This is a genomic window from Nostoc sp. DedQUE07 (assembly GCF_034530975.2).
Classification (GTDB): domain Bacteria; phylum Cyanobacteriota; class Cyanobacteriia; order Cyanobacteriales; family Nostocaceae; genus Nostoc.
Genome location: NZ_JAVRCC020000093.1, coordinates 1 through 16,455, shown reverse-complemented (window position 1 = coordinate 16,455; position 16,455 = coordinate 1). Strand labels below are relative to the sequence as shown.

Below are 16,455 nucleotides of genomic sequence, written 5' to 3'. Positions count from 1 at the left end.
TATGAGACTCGGAATTTATTCCGAGGCGGGATAGATACACTGCACCAACACTTGTGTGTACACCGTAGCCTTAAAAAGGGGGGCAAAGAGTCTCTTAAAGTCCCCCAATTTATCGGGGGATTTAGGGGGATCTAAAAAGTTAGGAGGCTAAACAAAAATGTTCGCTATTAAGAAATAGGAAAAACAGGTATTGCTTATGAACACTACTTTAACTGCTCCAACAACTCAATCCAAACCTCTACCCCCAGTTGATGCCAAGGCTAGAGTTAGCCAGTTTATGCGACAGTTGCAAGACGAAATCTGTCAGGGTTTGCAACAGCTAGATGGCGAAGGTACGTTTCAGGAAGATGCATGGGAACGACCCGAAGGAGGTGGCGGTAGATCCCGCGTCATCCGCGACGGTGCAGTATTCGAGCAAGGTGGAGTTAATTTCTCTGAAGTTTGGGGTTCTTATTTGCCGCCTTCAATCTTGGCACAACGTCCAGAGGCTAATGGACATCAGTTTTATGCCACCGGCACTTCAATGGTATTGCATCCGCGCAATCCTTATGTGCCAACCGTTCATCTCAACTACCGCTACTTTGAAGCTGGCCCGGTTTGGTGGTTTGGCGGCGGCATCGATTTAACGCCTTACTATCCGTTTGCTGAAGATGCGGCTCATTTTCATTACACATTAAAACAGGCTTGTGACGCGCACGATCCCGAATATTATCCAGTGTTTAAACCTTGGTGCGACGAGTATTTTTATCTCAAACATCGTCAAGAAATGCGGGGCATTGGCGGCATCTTTTTTGACTATCAAGACGGTCAAGGTCAGCTTTATCGAGGCCCCGATCCCAAAGGAGCAGCGGCAAACTACAGCGATCGCGTTGACATCCCACAAACCCGCAATTGGGAAGAATTATTTGCATTCGCACAAGATTGCGGTAAAACTTTTCTACCTGCTTACACGCCAATTGTCAAGCGGCGGCAGTCAATGGAGTATAGCGATCGCCAACGTAATTTTCAATTATATCGGCGCGGACGCTACGTTGAATTCAATTTAGTTTACGATCGCGGCACGATTTTCGGGTTGCAAACTAACGGACGCACAGAATCAATTTTGATGTCTTTACCTCCATTAGTGCGTTGGGAGTATGGCTATCAACCCGAACCCAACACCCCAGAAGCCGAGTTGTACGAAGTATTCTTAAAGCCTCAAGATTGGGCAAGCCTGACATCTCTTGTAGTTTAACTTTTGCCGTCAAAACATCAGAAATGTCATTAGTCATTTGTCATTAGTCATTTGTCATTTGTCATTTGTATTTACAAAGGACAAATAACTAATGACCAAGGACGATTTTACCAAAGTCCTCGCTGAAATTTGAAGGATTGACATGAATTTACAATCGCTCTCAAAACCTTCAACACAATGGATGCTGGCTGTAGTTGTGGCTGGTACTGCTCTTACAGGAATTATCGCTTTCTACGGTGTTTCTCAATCAAAACCAATCGGCAAACCCGTTGAAGTTGTGCAACCCAGACCAAAGATTGAAGAAATTACCGCTTTAGGACGGATAGAACCAGCAACGGAAGTCATTAAAGTATCCGTACCTGCTACCTTAAGCAACGATCGCGTAGCCAAATTGCTTGTACAGCGTGGCGGTAGCGTTAAAGCCGGTCAAGCGATCGCTATTATGGATTCGCGCGATCGGCTGCAAAATGCTCTATTGGAAGCACAAGCACAAGTCAAAGTATCCCAAGCAGAGTTAGCCAAGGTGCAAGCTGGCGCCAAATCTGGAGAGATTGCTGCCCAAAAAGCTGAAATCGATCGCTTGGAAGAAGAGTTAAAGGGCGAAATATCTACTAGAGAAGCCACTATCTCTCGCTGGCAAGCCGAAGTTAATACTGCCAATACTGAGTATAATCGCTATTCCTCGCTTTACCAAAACGGCGCGATTTCTGCTGTAGAAGTAGATCGAAAACAACTTGCTTTAGAAACAGCGCAAGCACAGCTTACCGAAGCTAAAGCTAACCAAAATAAGAGTGTAGATACCCTACGGCAGCAAATCCAGCAAGCTAAGGCCAACCTAAATAAGATTGCTGAGGTACGTCCAGTAGACGTGCAAGCAGCTAAGGCCGAAGTTAATAAAGCGATCGCCGCAGTCAAAAAAGCTGAAGCCGATCTCGCTGAAGTTTATATCCGCGCACCTATAGCAGGTCGGATTCTCGATATCAAGGCCAAACCCGGAGAAGTCGTTGGCGAGAAAGGCATTGCCGAACTCGGACAAACCAGTTCGATGGAAGCGATCGCAGAGATATATCAAACTGATATTGGCAAAGTTCGTGAAGGTCAACAAGTAAAGATTTCCAGCGAGTCCTTCTCCCAACAGTTGCGCGGAACCGTTCGGCTGATTGGACTACAGGTGATCCAACAAGAAGTCACTAGCGGCGAACCTGGAGAAAACCTCGATCGCAAAGTTGTTGAAGTGAGAATTGCACTCGCTCCCCAAGATAGCAAACGAGTTGCAAACTTAACTAACTTGCAAGTACAAGTTGCCATTCAGCCGAATAACAATATCAAACAATAAAAGGGAACAAGCAAAATTAATACTAATTATCAAAAATAATGCAGCAAACAAACCATTTTGTAGAGACGCGATTCATCGCGTCTTCACTTCACCCAAAGATATGTTGCTTGAATTTTGAATTTATAATTTTGAATGGGAGCGAAGCAACTTGACTATATTCGATAAATTATTTCGTAAAACCCCACTTGCTTGGCGGCAAATGAGCCGTCAAAAGACTCGATTGCTCGTTGCTATAGCAGGAATTGCCTTTGCCGATTTTCTAATGTTTTTTCAACTGGGAGTTAGGGATGCACTATTTGATTCGCAAGTTACTCCCTATACCACGCTTAAAGGAGATTTATTTTTAGTCAATAAACTGTCTGATAACTTGCAATCTATCAAAAGTTTTTCCAGAAATAAACTCTATAAAATAGCAGGTGTTAACGGTGTAAAATCCCTGACGACGCTATATGTGAGTCAAGCATCGTGGCGAAATCCTGAAAATCGAGCTAGCCGTAAACTTTTCGTCTATGGAATCGATCCAAATCAGCCAGCATTTGACTTACCAGAAGTCAATGGACAATTGAATAAACTGAAGTTATTGAATCGAGCGTTATTTGATAGAGCTGGATTGGTTCCTCAGCTTGGAGACGTTCCTAGTTTGCTGAAAAAACAGAATCCGCTGATCGTCCAAACTAACGATTATCAAATTCAAATAGTTGGATTATTTAAGCTCGGTTCTTCTTTTTCTGCTGACGGCAATCTGATCGTCAGCGATTCTACCTTTTTACGACTTTTTCCCCAACGCCAAGCAAACGACATCGATCTTGGTATTATTGACGTAGAATCAAATGCCTCCATTGAGCAGGTTCAGGCTGATTTACGAGCCAAGCTGCCGGATGATTTACTAGTACTAAACATCGCTGAATTCACTGCTCGTGAAAGTGCATATTGGTCTACAGGCTCCTCTATTGGCCCGACTTTTAACCTCGGTGTCGCAATCGGTTTTTTAGTCGGAGCAGTCATTGTTTATCAAATTCTTTATACTGATGTCTCAGATCATTTGCCCGAATATGCAACTTTAAAAGCAATGGGTTACAGCGATATATATCTAATTAAAATTATCGCTCAAGAAGCTTTTATTTTAGCTGTTTTAGGCTTTATTCCAGGTTTTTTGCTCTCAAGTGGATTTTACATTTTTTTCCAATCCGTGACGTTTTTACCGACTGCAATGAAACTAGCTCGCGCGGTAACTGTGTTAGTGTTGACATTCGTTATGTGTATTGGAGCGGGAACGCTTGCCATACAAAAATTACGAGCAGCCGATCCAGCTGATATCTTCTAAGTTTTGAGTTGAAGTTTAGCAAAATATCGCATTTCAAAACTCATAGTTTTCTAGAACAAAACCCAAATTTACAGTTGAACTCTCATGCTGCAAGAAATTAGTCTCGATCGAAGCTCAAAACTCCAAGTTCAAAATACTTGCCAACAACCAGTTATTTCAGTTTGCCATCTCGATTACTACTTCGGTCAGGGACAACTCTGCAAGCAAGTCTTGTTTGATATTAATCTCGACATTTATTCTGGAGAAATCGTAATTATGACTGGGCCATCTGGTTCTGGTAAAACCACCTTACTAACACTAATAGGTGGATTGAGAACCGCTAAAGAAGGCAACCTGAAAGTTTTGGGACAGGAAATGTGTGGGGCTAGTAAGCGGCAATTGATGGAAGTGCGGCGGCAGATTGGTTATATTTTTCAAGCACACAATTTATTGACTTTCTTAACAGCAAAGCAGAATGTCCGAATGTCTTTAGAACTGCATGATGAGTATCTAAAGCAAGATATGGATCGGCTGGCGACGGATACTCTCAAAAGTGTTGGTTTGGGCGATCGCATCGATTATTATCCAGACAGTCTTTCTGGAGGGCAAAAACAGCGAGTTGCGATCGCTCGTGCCCTAGTCAGCCATCCTAAAATTGTTCTTGCCGACGAACCCACTGCTGCTCTTGATAAAAAATCAGGTCGCGATGTTGTAGATATCATGCAGCGTTTAGCTAAAGAGCAGGGTTGCACCATTTTACTAGTCACTCACGATAATCGAATTCTCGATATTGCCGATCGCATCATCGAGATGGAAGACGGACGGTTAGTACAAGAAGTAGGCAACTAGTTTTATACGATTAATTTTAGTTATTTGTGAAAGTCTGATGAGTCAAACTGAAGAATCAAAATATTGCGTATTGCAATCCTATGATGATATTGAAATCCGGCAATACGAGCCAAAAATTGTTGCCGAAACACTCATTGAAGCCCAAAGAGATCGAGCAAACAAAGCTGCATTTTCGATTCTTGCCGCTTACATATTTGGTGAAAACACGTCTGTAACAAAAATTGCCATGACCGCGCCCGTCACGCAATCTCAGCCAAGTGAAAAAATCGCCATGACTGCGCCCGTCATTCAACAAGAAGCGGGAGAAAATATTGCTAGCACTTGGGCGGTACAGTTCGTGATGCCCTCAGAATACACCCTAGCAACGCTGCCAAAACCAAAAGACTCTCGCATTACTATCAAAGAAGTTCCCAGCAACAAAGTTGCGGCAATTCGTTTCTCCGGCTCGGCTGGGGATGAACAATTGCAGGAAAAGGAAGCCAAATTATCTGCTTTTCTCGCTCAACAAGGTATCGAGACAAAAGGTAAACCGATTTATGCTTTTTATGACTCTCCCTTCATTTTGCCCGCATTCAGACGCAATGAAGTCATGCTCGAATTGAAATAAGACGGTTGGTTTCAGCTAACTCTAGAACCCAAGTCAAAATCTCAGGAGAAAAAATTATGATTGCAACGACTCGCTTAAAAACCACCCAATCGGCGGAAATCTTTGCTGCTGCTCAAAAATTAATGCCAGGAGGAGTCAGTTCTCCCGTGCGGGCTTTCAAATCCGTTGGCGGACAGCCGATTGTGTTCGATCGCGTCAAGGATGCTTACATCTGGGATGTGGATGGCAATCAATATATCGATTATGTCGGCAGTTGGGGGCCTGCTATCTGCGGTCACGCTCATCCTGAAGTCATTGCTGCTCTCCACGATGCCCTGGAAAAAGGAACTAGCTTCGGTGCGCCCTGCTATCTCGAAAATGTACTGGCACAGATGGTAATCGATGCTGTTCCCAGTATCGAAATGGTGCGTTTTGTCAACTCCGGCACAGAAGCTTGTATGGCTGTGCTTCGTCTGATGCGAGCTTTTACGGGACGAGAGAAAGTAATCAAGTTTGAAGGCTGTTACCACGGGCACGCCGATATGTTTCTCGTTAAGGCTGGCTCAGGCATTGCCACTCTCGGCTTGCCCGATTCTCCTGGCGTACCCAAATCCGTAACTAGCAACACGCTGACTGCTCCTTTCAACGATTTAGAAGCAGTAAGAGTTTTATTTGAGCAAAATCCTGATGAAATTGCTGGTGTAATTCTTGAACCTGTGGTAGGAAATGCAGGTTTTATTCCACCTGCTGCGGGTTTTCTTGAAGGTTTGCGAAAACTGACGCAGGAGTATGGAGCGCTGCTGGTATTTGATGAAGTGATGACAGGCTTTCGCATCGCTTACGGTGGAGCGCAGGAAAAATTTGGTGTTATTCCTGATTTAACTACTTTAGGTAAGGTTATCGGCGGCGGTCTACCCGTAGGCGCTTATGGCGGTCGCCAAGAAATTATGTCGATGGTTGCTCCAGCCGGAAATGTGTATCAAGCCGGAACGCTTTCGGGCAATCCACTGGCGATGACAGCAGGGATTAAGACGTTAGAGTTGTTGCAAAGACCTGGAACTTACGAGTATCTCGATCGCATTACCAAGCGACTCACAGACGGGATGCTGGAGATTGCTAAACAAACAGGTCATGCTACCTGCGGCGATCGCATTAGCGGCATGTTTGGTTTCTTCTTTAACGAAAGTCCAGTTCGCAATTATGAGGATGCCAAAAAGTCTGATTTAAGTAAATTTGCTAGCTTCCATCGCGGTATGTTGGAACATGGAATTTATTTAGCTCCATCTCAATTTGAAGCCGGATTTACTTCTTTAGCTCATACCGAAGCAGACATTGATCGCACCCTCCAAGCAGCCCAAACAGTCATGTCTAAGTCCCGCTAGTGGTCTGTCAAGCCAACGAAAGCTGGGTGAGGCTGGGGAAAGGGGAAAGGGAAAAGGGAAAAGGGGAAAGGGTAAGGGATTTAAAACCTTTTCCCCCGCCCCTTATCCCCAAAGGGGACTCCACCTTCCCCCTTACCCTTCTACCCCGTTTTCGTCACGAAAGCGAACTACTAGGCTAATGGTTTGAATTTAGATAACTGCTCCTAAAGAGGTCAACGTGGCAGTTGTCGCCTCAGTTAAACCTTTAACTCCGAAAATATTCATTTGTTCATAGGGCTTACTTGCTCTCATGGTTTTTAAGCATTTGCCTGCTACGATATCCCAAAGTCTAATCGTTTCATCGTCACCGCCACTAACTAAGGTTTGGTTGTCTGGACTAAAAGCAACTGACCAAACCAAGCCTGTATGTCCGTGCAAAACTTTCAGGCACTCACCTGTAGAGACATCCCACAACTTGATTGTCAGATCGTGACTCGTGCTAGCCAGTATTCTGCCATCAGGGCTAAAGGCGATCGATTGCAACCAGTTTGTGTCTGCTTGCAAAACGTTGAGGCAGTCACCCGTGTGCGAATTCCACAGCCTGATTGTTCGATCTGGACTAGCACTTGCCAGGGTATTACCATCGGGAGCGATCGCAATTGCCCAAATCCAACTTGTGTGTCCTGCCAACGTTCTGAGGCAGTTACCCGTGTGAATATCCCATAACTTGACCGTTTGATCCCAGGAGCCACTCGCCAATATATCTCCTTGAGAGATGAAGGTAACTGACCAAACCGCAGCGTCATGCCCCTGTAAGGTTCTTAAGGTTCGACCTGAACGAACGTCCCACAGTTTTATAGTACAGTCTTCACTACCACTTGCTATGGTTTGGCTGTCTGGACTAAAGGCAATCGATAAAACTGCTGCGCGATGTCCCTGTAAGGTTTTTAAGGTTTGACCTGAACGAACATCCCATATTTTTAGTGTTTTATCTACACTACTGCTGACTAGGATATTTCCTTCATGATTAAAGATAACTGAATGAACCGAGTTGGAATGTCCTTTTAACACTTGGAGGCATTCGCCAGTTGCGGCATCCCATAACCTCACAGTGCGATCGCGGCTGCTACTAGCAAAAATTTGACCAATGCTTGGCAAACTAGCACTAACAGGACTAAAGCTAAGAGAGAGTATTTGATTGGTATATCCTTGTAGGGTCTTGAGGCATTCACCTGTATCGGCGCTCCATAGCTTCACAGTTTGATCGTGGCCGCCACTAGCCAAAAGCTTACCTTGGGGACTAAAGGCAACTGCAAAGACCCAACTGAAATGTCCTTGAAGCGTTTTGAAACATTCACCCGTATCGACATCCCATAACTTCACGTGATGATCGTGACCGCCGCTAGCCAAAATGTCGCCTTGTGGGCTGAAGTCCACTGAAAAAACTCGATTAGAATGCCCCAGAAGTGTTTTGAGACATTCACCCGTTTGAGTCTTCCATAGCTTAATAGTTTGATCCTCGCTGCCAGTTGCTAGTATCTGACCATCTGGACTGAGGGTAATTGACCGGATTCCACTATTATGATGCTTTTCAAACGTTTGCATACACTTTCCAGTGTTGATATCCCACAATTTAACGGTGCGATCGTCACTACCACTCAACAGTTGAGTATTTCCCCTAAAGACAACAGAGAGTACCCAACTAAGATGTCCCTCAAGTGTTTTCAAGCATTCTCCAGTGCTGCTATTCCATAGCTTCACGGTGCAGTCATCGCTGCCACTTGCTAATGTGCAATTATCTTGGCTAAATGCAACCGACCAAACCTCATTTGTATGCCCTTCTAAGGTGCGAAGGCACTGACCAGTACTAACATCCCATAGCTTTATTGTGTAATCTGTGCTGCCGCTAGCGAGAATCTTACCATCAGGGCTGAACGTCAGTGATGTTACCCAACTCTTGTGTCGCGTGCAGATGAAGACTGGTTGCACATCGCTAACTTGGTAAAGATGAATTTCTCCATTACTGTCACCTACCGCCAGAAGTTCTCCATCAGGACTAAAAGCTACCGCATGAATAGCACCAAAAGTTTCAGTAAACGTACACTTGGCTAGATTGGCGTAAGCAAAGTTTGTATTTTGTAAATTTACATCTCGTAGGTCAGCCTGCCAAATGGTTAGACCAGAGAAATCATAGCCCGTTAAATTAGTTCCTAGCTGATTGAGTAAGTTAAAAATATTACCTGCTACATATCCCGGCTCCAAAGGTGACTTCTGTTGCTGCTTGAGTAAAATTTGAGTCAGTTGATATTCCAAGTTTTTTTTGCCTTCAAAGACTGGAATTAACCTGTTAATCACGGGATAGAGAATCAGACGAATTTGAGTCTCTCTTACATAGTCTTTGGCGGTAGCTTTGATCAGAGCATGGCTTTTAAAAAGCGAAAACTCCTGGTTAGCAATATCCTCACAAACTTGTTCAACCAAGCGACTTGTCACGTACTCCATGACGACTGGCTGTAGGGTGAAGCAAGTTGTATGTCGTTCAATGAGCGATCGCCGTCCCAAAGACTCCAGCGTTTCAACTAAATTCAGTTGGGGAAAAGGCGATACTAAATCTTCTCGTAACTTGGAGAGGGTAACTGGCTCCCGATTAATCGCTAGCCAGTACATTACATGCTTTCCCTCATCAGATAAACGCTCAAATTGCTGGTCTAATAAGTCGCGAAGATCGCCAAATACGGTGGTTTCCTCCTTTAAAAACTCAGAAATATAACCATCAAATAAATCTTGAATCGTAGTTGCGACAATTTTTAAGGCTAAGGCATTGCCTCCATAGCGTGTAACCAGTGCGCTGAATTGAGTTTCTAAACCCTTAAGCCTCTTACTCTTAAGAATTTCCTCTCCCTCTCCTTCTTTTAGTCCACCCAATCGCAAAGTTCGCACTGGCAAGGCTTCTCCTTCTAGAGAGGCGACCTCTTTCGGTTTTTCTCGCGTTGTGAGTAGCAAGCAACTCTGGTGATCTGATTTACCTACTCGTTTGAGGAGTTCGCCATACTGCTCATATCCAACCCTATATTGTCCTGCTCGACTCCCACCACGTAATACAGCATCTACATTATCGAACACGACCAAGCAGCGCATTTCCTTAAAGTAGTTAAGCAGCTGGGAAATCTTATCACTAACGCTTTCCGGCAATTCTGCCTCGGTTTCTTGCTCGTCAGACAGAAACTGAATGATGCTACCCAAGAATGTATCAATGGGTGGAGCGTCATACAGCGATCGCCAGACAATACAATCAAATTTGTCTTGCATTAGTTCTGCCAATTTGATCGACAGACTAGTTTTCCCTACTCCACCCATTCCGAGAATGGTCACTAATCGACAGCTATCCTTCAGCAACCACTCATCCAGAGTACTGAGTTCTTCTGTACGTCCGTAAAATGCTAAGACAGAAACAGCTTCCCCCCAATCTTGACGGCAATTGGGGTCTGAGGTCGAATAGTAGCCTTCGCATAGGCAGCTATCAAAACCAAGAAAGAGAGCCTCAAGTGTTCGCTTGTCGACTCCCTTCCTACGGTTCAAAACTTTTCTAATTGTTAGAGGATCTAAGTTAGTGCGGTAGCTTAACTCTTCAAGAGTAAATCTCTTGCCAAAATTATCTCGAAACTCAAACTTGTGCCTTGCTTCCTCAAACTTCTGTAAACCGACAGAAGTGAGTATAACTCCGCGCTTGCGTCTTAGCATACCCAAATTCCTCTACAGACAAAGATAGATTTAGCACAGAACTTAAGTACTTTTTCACCCAAGATATATTTATAACTGTTTTCGGTTTTTTTTGATGGTGTCAATAATGACTTTTTTCTTTTTAACCGAAACTTCGCGGAATTGACTAAAACGTTTTCCACTCAATACTGGAGTTTAGACTAGTTCTCGGTGCTAAACTTCAAACCTTTATGGTGATTGATATACATCCAATTTTATCGACACCCACCCGAAGCTTGAGCCGGAGATATAGTACATTTGAACTAACAAGCTAGCAAAGATGCGATCGCTAAAAAAAATAAATTGACGAGCGCGATTTTCTTTTGTTCGAGTCTCTGGGGATAAAAATGATGACTATGATGACTTAATCTTAATGAAAGATGAACTTTTCTCAATTATTTTTGAGCTAATTTTAATAGTTAATCTAAAAACTCAAGCATCTGTTTGAGAGTAAATAAATGAGAGAAAACTGTTTGTATTTCTCGATAAGTATAGTTGTTTTCAACCATCTGCATTGCCAGTCCCCATAGTTCTCTATTTGTATCTAGTATAAATAAATTTACAAATTGCGTAGATGGACAACAAGATACAGGAATAAAACGAAAAATTCTTGAATCAGGTTTAGCAAAATTTGCCTAATCACAAAATAAAAGAGCAAATTGGTAATATAACAGTAGTATTTGAGTAAATAATGCTTAAGTAGCTGAAAGTCGCAGCTATATAAAAAAGTCCGCCTATGCGGACTTGAGAAAATAGTTACTTCAAGAATTTCTGTATGTGTTTTAGTTAGCTGAAACTAACTCTGTCTCATCTTTAGATTCATCTCTCACCTTAAAATAGTAATAAAGATTACCAACAGTTAAGTCTGATGCCTGTTGCAAATTAGATGTAACTAATGTTTTATAACCAGTAATTCCAGCTCGATCGCTAATATAAAATTCATACTCTCGACGTAGTTCAGGCTCGAATATAAATAGTAACTGGTCACGAAGCGAATAGAAATGAGATTTTTCGGCTAAACTCTCATATACTAATTGTTCTGGCGGTTCTGCTACATTGATTGTGGAGTAGTGAGTCTCTGGACTATTAAAATCAGCGCTACTTAAAAGCTTTAAATCTGATGAAGGAAGCGATCGCATCCAATCAACATGATTTTGCCACGAATCCAATACTGCTAAATCATGATTTTTAATGCGGATAATTTCGGGAAAGAGAAAATCAAGCTCATCATGTGATTCGCAGCGATTAATCACGGTGAGAGCATCTTGACAGATTTTATCTTGGAGATGAGACAAGCGATCGCTAACTGCTGAAACCTCATTCTGCACTTGATAAGTTGCAACAATCACCTGTTCAATTGCCCAAGCACATTCGAGTCTGCGTAATTGACCAGCTGCACAGGTTTCTTCCAGTAGATGGGGATTACTGTAATCTGCTAAAGCCGCAAATAACATTCCCCTAACGCTATCAATCTCAGCGTTCCTCCGGCTGAAATCTTGCAATTGCATCGCTGAACGGAAGCGGTTCATCGCCTGGATAAACACTCCATACGCCCTCACTAAAGCTGTGCGATGTTGTTCAAATTTAATATCTTGAGCTACTTGCTCGATTATTTGCCTAATTTCTACTCCTTGGTCTTTTAAAGCTTGTTTCAAGTCAATAAAACCGTTTTTGACTTCCAGCCTTAATTGCTCTACTTCTTTTCTTAATTTCATTGTTTGGTGCAGATTTACTGCTGTCAACGCTACACCTGCAATTGTTCCCACACCAATCAAGGCTGTAGTTGCTTGCAGCACACCCAAGCTAGTCTGTATAGTTTGTAATCCATTCAGTACTGCTGTAAAACCTTCCCTACTCGGAATCAAATTATAATCAGCTAACAGTGGAGATAAAGGACTGTTATTGACACTAGCACCAATAGCATGGCCAACAAAGTGCCCGGTGACTGCATCTCTGGCTATGCTTAAGGGTACTCCATTGCTAGAGACTTGTAGATATTTCCCCGCATCAATACCAGCTTGAATTGCAGGCGGAAATTGGAACAGCATATTCATAGGTTGCTCAAAGCTAATTTTCTTGAATTTAACTGGTATAAAAAAGCAAAGATAACCGTATTTATTCGGTATATTAATTAATTTTGTCTAAATCTGGGCATACTAAGCTTGAAAAACTCTATTGCCTCATATACTTTATGAATACTTCACTGGTTCGCTTTAAGACTGTTGAGCTATTGTCACAGATTACCGGACAAAAGCTAATTCAAAAAAATATCACGCCGCTCGTGATATTTCTGGGAAATTTAGTCACAGTGCTGCTGGGAGTGATAATTGATAAATTTCCGACTTTTGACAGTGGAAAACTAAAAATCAAGTATTTTATTACTCAAATAAATAAGTTGATACAAATAAATTTATATGGGTTGTATCAATTTGAGGATATTTTAAAGGGTAAAATTAAAATTTATGAAGCAGAAAAGCAGAAAATATTTGAAAAAATAGGAGAAGCTAGTGGACGAGATGTCAAAATTAAGCTTTTAGCTGAAATTAAACAAAAAGAAGTAATTAAAGAAGCTACTGATTCCTGGACTAAGTGGCGTGAAGAACTGAAAGGAAATATTAATTATCAAAGTAAACACTGGGATTCATTACACAGTCCTGTTGTTAGTCAAGACAAACTTATTCAAGACTACATAAATCAATTTACTGAAACTGTGTCACGAGAGATAGATATATGGGGTAATACAAAACTTAGAGATGTCATTTTGCTCAAAACCATTGAATATTTAGATGCAAAAATAGCTTATGAGTTAAATGCAATTCAAAGTGAATTTCAAAGCATGGATATGAATATACAAACAAATTTAGGTCAACAACTTAAATTTTCAATTAATGGTATAAATGATGACTTTACGGGAATGGGAGGAATTGGTGGTGGTCTTGGGATTGGTGCTTTAGCTGCTGGATTAATGGTATTTTCAGGGCTTGGATTTATTGCCGTAGTTGTTGCAAGCCTAGCTGCTGCAATTGCTGGTTCGTTTGGTTTAGGAATGCTAGATTTGGATGGGCTAAAAGACCAAATAAAAGGGAAAGTAATTGAACTAGGATTTGAAAAATTTCATGAGTCAATGGGTAAATTTTCCGAGAAGTTAGATGAAATAGTTGGCTCAGTCTTTAATAGCCGAGTTGAATCAGCTAGTCGAGTAATTGCACAAGCGATCGCACTTTACGAAAATCTCCTAGAACACCAGAAAAAAGCTTACAACAAAACTCTGGCTGAAAAGATGTGGATTTACCAAAAGCGCCAAGAACTTGAGCAAGTACAGAATCGGCTGGAAGTTATTCTCAGTAAATGTACCAGCGCTCGCAAAAATTAAGCAACTCAATCACCTCAAAAGACATATTACAGACATCCGCCACGCTGTTATATCTGGCTAAAATGCTTTAAGAAGCGATCGCGCTTTGTTATAATCGCCAGTCTCATAATGTCATTTACAGATAAACGTCCTCTGGGTTGGTTGTTGCAGCAGTTTCAACTCCAGCCAGGTAAACCCGCCCTTTCCTCTGGATTGCGTAGCCTTTTTGTACTGGGTGTCCCGATTGGAATTGGCATCATTACAGGTCATACTGCTGAAAGTGCGATCGCCACTATGGCAGCTTGGTTTGTTGGGATGGTAAATGTTGAGGGAGCTTACCGTCAGCGAGCGATCGCGATGATCGCAGCTACGATTGGGGTAACTGTGATGTTTTTAATCGCAAGTCTGGTTAGCAGTCATCTCTGGTTAGCTGTCCCGACCACGTTCTTGGTAATATTTATCGCAGGTTTAGCCAATCTCTATGGCAACGTGGCTGCATCTGTCAGCTTGATTACTTCGATCATGTTTGTGATTGCGCTGGCTAGATTCGCTGCATTTTCTAATTTGTCTACTCTTATTCAACACTGTGGGCTATGTCTGGCTGGTGGAACATGGACAACTGTCCTGTCATTAGGACTGTGGGTGGTGCGTCCTTATGTACCTGCAATGCAGATAGTTGCTAACTGTTATCTCTCATTAAGCAATTTTGTGGACTTGGTAGGCCACAGAGCATTAAATCCAAAGGATCGTCAGGAGTGGGAACAGCGATTTTTGCAATTTCAGGATACAGTTATTCAAAACTTGATATCTGCCCGTAGCGTCTGGACAACTATTTGGACTAGGCAAAGAGGAGCTAACCTACGAGGAAATCAGTTACTCGTATTAATCGAGGATGTAAATCAAATTGTCAATTCGGTTGTAGCACTGAACGAACTATTAGCGATCGCATCCGAACATCAATTATTTTCTCGGTTACAACCAGAAATTCAACAAGTGATACAACAGTCAGCAATTGCTCTGCAAATGTTATCAGAAGCGATCGCCAAAGGAAAAAAATCACCTCACTTAGGGGATCTCGATCGGAGTCTTGAAGCACTAGAACACCAAAGGCAAGTTCTGCGTTCGCAAGTCCTCAATCAAACCATCAATGCTCAAACAGATGATTATTCCGATCTCCTCAACCTTGGGAAAATTACAGCCAGTCTGACAAAGCTAGTAGAGCAAATTCATACTGATGCAGAGATTGTTACAGATTTAAGCCAAGGAAAACTGCGTAACAGCATTACCCAACGAGATATTTCCCCTCCAGCCCAACCAGAACGTTCTACAATCATTGATACGCTGCGAAATAACTTCACTTTTGATTCAGTCCTCTTTCGTCATGCGTTGCGCCTCGCACTGATCGTAACTTTTGCTGAATTAATTGCATCGGTATTCCAACTACCTAGAGGCTACTGGATAACGCTCACAGCTTTAGTTGCACTCAAACCCAACTTTGGCGGAACGTCACAGACAACAGTCCAAAGAGTCATCGGTACTATTTTAGGTGGAATTATTGGCATTGCTCTGATTTTACTAGTTAAGAATCAATTGGCGATCGCAGTTTGTTTCCTGGTGCTGGTGTTTGTGGCCATGTCAGTGCGATCGTTAAGCTACAGTATATTCACCATACTACTCACTCCCGCCATCATATTGCTACTCAACATGATTAGTGCAGGTGGCTGGCAGGTTGGAGTATTGCGGATCTTCGATAGCTTTGCTGGGGGTGCCTTAGCACTGCTTGGTAGCTATTTGCTTTTCCCGCGTTGGGAACGACAGCAACTTCCTGCACAACTGGAAAAGACAATTCGAGCTAATCTTGCTTACTTTCAGCAAGTAATAGCTAACTATCTCCATCCAGAACATAATGCGTTTGCTGATTCTATCAATATGCTACGCCACCAAGCAGCACTAGAAAACGTCAACGCTAACGCCGCAGCTCAACGATTGTTCAGCGAACCTCGTCATATTCAGGGAGAAATCGAACCTGTAATGACGTTGATGGCATATATTCGTGGCTTTTTCAGTTCGGTAACAACTTTGGCAGAACATCTGCGGGAATTTAGCGGCGAGTACCAATTTACTGAACTTAAGCAACTTGCCGATACCATTGTCCAAGTTTTGGAAAACTTAGCAGATGCCCTTGGACAGGGACACTCACCCCAACCATTACCAGCGCTGGATAGCGATCTCGAAGCAATTCACCACCAAATCCAACAGCTACATACTGCTCGGTTATCAGAGATTGCTACCAATTCCAACACTTTAACTCCCACATTACAAGCCGTTCGAGAACAAACTCCACTTTCCACAGAACTGGATCGAATTGTTAATGAAATTAAAGTTATGCACTGTGTAATTGCTCGTCTGCAAGAATAATTGGCGTTGCAAAATAGTGGGATAAATTGGGTTATATTCACAGAGCTATTGCAAAATTGTAACAAAAGCATGACTAATTTATTTAGAATTGTGTCGCACAAAGTCTCACTCTTGATTTGTCAGAATTTCCCTAAAATCCTTAAATCACCGCTAAAAAAATGGTGATCGCACTTGCAAAATCATGTATTAGTATATGGTCATATAGGACTCATATTTGATTTTTGAAAAAAACTCAGTACAGCTTTATTCCTTAGATC

10 protein-coding genes are annotated in these 16,455 nt (G+C 42.4%); 8 read left to right on the top strand and 2 right to left on the bottom strand.

Features of this window, described 5'->3' with window-relative positions:
- The first annotated feature begins 196 nt into the window (after positions 1–196).
- From hemF to hemL, 6 genes are all read left to right on the top strand, one after another.
- Positions 197–1,234 carry an oxygen-dependent coproporphyrinogen oxidase gene (gene hemF / locus RMZ95_RS33390; protein WP_322682642.1) on the top strand — a complete coding sequence of 346 codons (1,038 nt, stop codon included), beginning with the start codon at positions 197–199 and terminating at the stop codon, positions 1,232–1,234.
- 142 nt (positions 1,235–1,376) lie between these two features.
- On the top strand, positions 1,377–2,570 hold the full coding sequence (locus tag RMZ95_RS33385) for an ABC exporter membrane fusion protein (RefSeq protein ID WP_322682643.1): 1,194 nt from the start codon (positions 1,377–1,379) through the stop codon (positions 2,568–2,570).
- A gap of 148 nt (positions 2,571–2,718) precedes the next feature.
- Entirely contained in the window at positions 2,719–3,894 is a 1,176-nt protein-coding gene (gene devC, locus RMZ95_RS33380) for an ABC transporter permease DevC (protein WP_322682644.1), read from the top strand.
- Between the two features lie 84 nt (positions 3,895–3,978).
- Positions 3,979–4,722 (top strand): DevA family ABC transporter ATP-binding protein, encoded by a 744-nt coding sequence (locus RMZ95_RS33375; RefSeq protein WP_322682645.1) that lies wholly within the window; start codon positions 3,979–3,981, stop codon positions 4,720–4,722.
- Positions 4,723–4,759: 37 nt separating this feature from the next.
- The gene (locus tag RMZ95_RS33370; protein WP_322682646.1) at positions 4,760–5,329 is read left to right on the top strand and encodes a heme-binding protein; all 570 of its coding nucleotides are present in this window, start codon (positions 4,760–4,762) and stop codon (positions 5,327–5,329) included.
- A gap of 56 nt (positions 5,330–5,385) precedes the next feature.
- On the top strand, positions 5,386–6,690 hold the full coding sequence (gene hemL / locus RMZ95_RS33365) for a glutamate-1-semialdehyde 2,1-aminomutase (protein ID WP_409884453.1): 1,305 nt from the start codon (positions 5,386–5,388) through the stop codon (positions 6,688–6,690).
- 189 nt (positions 6,691–6,879) lie between these two features.
- Here the strand turns inward: hemL and RMZ95_RS33360 are convergent, their stop codons facing one another.
- Together RMZ95_RS33360 and RMZ95_RS33355 are read right to left on the bottom strand one after the other, a co-directional pair.
- Positions 6,880–10,410: an NB-ARC domain-containing protein gene (locus RMZ95_RS33360; protein WP_322682647.1), complete on the bottom strand. Its 3,531-nt coding sequence runs from the start codon at positions 10,408–10,410 to the stop codon at positions 6,880–6,882.
- 800 nt (positions 10,411–11,210) lie between these two features.
- Positions 11,211–12,476 carry a hypothetical protein gene (locus RMZ95_RS33355; protein ID WP_322682648.1) on the bottom strand — a complete coding sequence of 422 codons (1,266 nt, stop codon included), beginning with the start codon at positions 12,474–12,476 and terminating at the stop codon, positions 11,211–11,213.
- A gap of 143 nt (positions 12,477–12,619) precedes the next feature.
- On the opposite strand from RMZ95_RS33355, the gene RMZ95_RS33350 reads away from it, so the two are divergent.
- Entirely contained in the window at positions 12,620–13,801 is a 1,182-nt protein-coding gene (locus RMZ95_RS33350) for a hypothetical protein (protein WP_322682649.1), read from the top strand.
- Positions 13,802–13,909: 108 nt separating this feature from the next.
- Positions 13,910–16,198: an FUSC family protein gene (locus RMZ95_RS33345; RefSeq protein ID WP_322682650.1), complete on the top strand. Its 2,289-nt coding sequence runs from the start codon at positions 13,910–13,912 to the stop codon at positions 16,196–16,198.
- Positions 16,199–16,455: the final 257 nt, after the last annotated feature.

What these genes read in the sequence shown, in the direction of transcription:
- hemF (WP_322682642.1), top strand. Translation starts at nt 197, where the DNA reads ATGAACACTACTTTAACTGCTCCAACAACTCAATCCAAACCTCTACCC.
- RMZ95_RS33385 (WP_322682643.1), top strand. Translation starts at nt 1,377, where the DNA reads ATGAATTTACAATCGCTCTCAAAACCTTCAACACAATGGATGCTGGCT.
- RMZ95_RS33375 (WP_322682645.1), top strand. Translation starts at nt 3,979, where the DNA reads ATGCTGCAAGAAATTAGTCTCGATCGAAGCTCAAAACTCCAAGTTCAA.
- RMZ95_RS33370 (WP_322682646.1), top strand. Translation starts at nt 4,760, where the DNA reads ATGAGTCAAACTGAAGAATCAAAATATTGCGTATTGCAATCCTATGAT.
- hemL (WP_409884453.1), top strand. Translation starts at nt 5,386, where the DNA reads ATGATTGCAACGACTCGCTTAAAAACCACCCAATCGGCGGAAATCTTT.
- RMZ95_RS33360 (WP_322682647.1), bottom strand. Translation starts at nt 10,410, where the DNA reads ATGCTAAGACGCAAGCGCGGAGTTATACTCACTTCTGTCGGTTTACAG.
- RMZ95_RS33355 (WP_322682648.1), bottom strand. Translation starts at nt 12,476, where the DNA reads ATGCTGTTCCAATTTCCGCCTGCAATTCAAGCTGGTATTGATGCGGGG.
- RMZ95_RS33350 (WP_322682649.1), top strand. Translation starts at nt 12,620, where the DNA reads ATGAATACTTCACTGGTTCGCTTTAAGACTGTTGAGCTATTGTCACAG.
- RMZ95_RS33345 (WP_322682650.1), top strand. Translation starts at nt 13,910, where the DNA reads ATGTCATTTACAGATAAACGTCCTCTGGGTTGGTTGTTGCAGCAGTTT.